Here is a 2,494-nt window from a genome sequence, read left to right as displayed (position 1 = left end):
CTTTCCCTGGTCATCGCCGGCCTGCTGTCCACCCTGATACAACTGCCGTCGCTCTTCCAACCTTTGCTGGGGTATATTAGCGATCGCCTGGACATCCGGCTGTTCGTGGTGCTGGCGCCGGCGGTTTCTGCTACTATGATGAGCTTCATCGGCGCCGCCCCCAATGTGGGCATATTGCTGATGATGGTCACTATCGTGGGGTTCAGCTCGGCGGCCTTTCACGCGCCGGCGCCGGCGGTGGTGAGCAATTTGGCCGGCCGGCACATCGGCCTGGGCCTGAGCTTTTTCCAGATGGGCGGAGAGCTGGGGCGCGCGCTCGGCCCTATGCTGATCGTGGCGGCTGTGTCCTGGTGGGGCCTGGAAGGGACCTACCGCCTGGCGCTCCTGGGCTGGGCAGTATCGCTGTTCCTGCTGTGGCGCTTGCGCCGCACCCCACTGGAGCGGCCGAGGGTGGACGACCTCTCTTTCGCCCGGGCATTTCGGGAAGTGCGCGGCATCGTGATTCCGCTGGCCGGCCTCACCCTCAGCCGGGCCTTCATCAACTCCGCATTGGTCACCTTTTTGCCGACCTATGTTTCTTCGGAGGGGGCATCGCTGTGGGTGGCCGGCGCATCCCTGACCGTGTTTCAGATCGCGGCCATGGTCGGCGCGCTGCTGGCCGGCGGTATCAGCGACCGGGTAGGGCGCCGGCCGGTGCTGTTCGCATCCGCCGCCGCCACGCCGGCGCTCCTTCTCCTTTTCATCGCCGCGCACGGATGGTGGAGGTTCCCCATACTGGTACTGCTGGGATTGGCCAATATCGCGACCCTGCCTGCGCTGATGGCCTTTATCCAAGAGCGGTTCCCCCACATCCGGGCGACGGCCAACGGCGTATACATGGCGCTGACCTTCGTGTCCGCTTCTGTGGCGGTGCTGGCGCTGGGCGGCATGGGAGATGCATGGGGACTGCGCACCGCATATCTGGTCAGCGTCGGCCTGGGAGTGCTGGCGGTGCCCTTTGTGGGCTGGCTGACCCGAACGCCGGCGGATGTACGGCCGATGGTGCAGGCATGGGAGGAAAGGAGCAGAGGATGAGCAGTGAGAAGGATAGGGAGCGTGCCGAGCGCCGGCCAGGACGCCGGCGCTCCAAAGAAGAGATCCGCCAGGAGGTAGCGGAGTTGGTCAATCGCGGGGCGGGGCTTCTGCACGCCGGCCTGCCGGCCCAGGCCATTCCCCTGCTGGAGCGCGCTCTGGAGCTGGACCCGGACAACGTCAGCGCGGCCATCAACCTGGGGGGCGCCTACATCCTGGCCGGCGAACACCGCCGCGCCGTGCCGATCCTGGAGCGCGCCTGCGAGCTGGAGCCGGACAATCCCATGGTGTGGACCAATCTGGGCGCCGCCTACCTGGACCGTCCGCCTTTCATGACCGAGGAGGGGGAGCGCAAGGCCATCGCCGCCTTCCAGCGCGCGCTGGAGCTGAACCCGGCCGCCCCTCATGTCAGCTATAACCTGGGGCTGATTTACAAAGACCGCGGGGAGCTGGAGACCGCCATCGAGCATTTCGCCAACGCCATCAAGGCCAATCCGCTGGACCGGGATGCCTGGTATTGGTCGGACCATCTGCGGGAGGAACTGCGCCGGCGCCGGGAACAGGAGGATAATCCTTCTGCCCCGGAGGGCAGTGCGGAGGAGTAGGTATGGCGGAGAGGGCCTTTGCGCCGGCCTATCTGGCGCTCCTGCAAAGCGGGGAGCTGAAAGAGCGGGTGGAGGAAGCCTACCGCCGGCTGGCCCACTGCGAGCTGTGTCCCCGCGCCTGCGGCGTCAACCGGCTGGAGGGACAGCTCGGCTCCTGCCGCACCGGCGCACGCGCCATCGTCGCCAGCTACCACGCCCATTTCGGCGAGGAGGCCCCACTGGTCGGGTACGGCGGGTCGGGCACCATCTTCTTCTCGAACTGCAACCTGCGCTGTGTCTACTGTCAGAACTATGACATCAGCCAGGGGGGCATGGGGAGACCGGTCGAACCGACCGCGCTGGCGGCCATGATGCTGGACCTGCAGGAGGCCGGCTGTCACAATATCAATTTCGTCTCCCCGACGCACGTGGTGCCGCAGATACTGGCTGGCGTGCTCATCGCCGCCCAGGCCGGCCTGCGCCTGCCCCTGGTCTACAACACGGGCGGCTATGACGCGCTCGAGTCGCTGGCACTCCTGGACGGGGTCATTGATATCTACATGCCGGACATGAAATACGCTGATGCGGAGATCGGCCGGCGGTATTCGGGCATACCCGATTATCCGGAGCGCAACCAGGCGGCGGTCCTGGAGATGCATCGCCAGGTGGGCGACTTGGTGCTGGATGAGCGGGGCATTGCCCTGCGCGGCCTGCTGATCCGCCATCTGGTACTGCCGGGCGGGCTGGCCGGCACGCGGGAGATCATGCGCTTTATTGCCGAGCGCGTTTCCCGGGATACCTATGTGAACGTGATGGACCAGTACCGCCCGTGCTACCGC

Annotated in this window: 3 protein-coding genes; all 3 read left to right on the top strand. The window is 66.2% G+C overall.

Annotated elements, in window-relative coordinates:
- On the top strand, positions 1 to 1,074 hold a 1,074-nt coding region (locus tag H5T60_14035), incomplete at its 5' end, for an MFS transporter (GenBank protein ID MBC7243552.1).
- Positions 1,071 to 1,676 (top strand): tetratricopeptide repeat protein, encoded by a 606-nt coding sequence (locus H5T60_14030; GenBank protein MBC7243551.1) that lies wholly within the window; start codon positions 1,071 to 1,073, stop codon positions 1,674 to 1,676. The genes H5T60_14035 and H5T60_14030, both read left to right, overlap by 4 nt.
- Before the next feature lie 2 nt (positions 1,677 to 1,678).
- The coding region (locus tag H5T60_14025; GenBank protein ID MBC7243550.1) for a radical SAM protein at positions 1,679 to 2,494 on the top strand (816 nt) is incomplete at its 3' end.

This window comes from Anaerolineae bacterium (assembly GCA_014360855.1).
Lineage (GTDB): Bacteria > Chloroflexota > Anaerolineae > JACIWP01 > JACIWP01 > JACIWP01.
Note: the sequence above shows the minus strand (reverse complement) of the source record. Positions and strands in the feature narration are given on the sequence as shown.

Excerpts from the sequence above, each read along its gene's own strand:
- H5T60_14030 (MBC7243551.1), top strand. The coding sequence starts at position 1,071 with ATGAGCAGTGAGAAGGATAGGGAGCGTGCCGAGCGCCGGCCAGGACGC.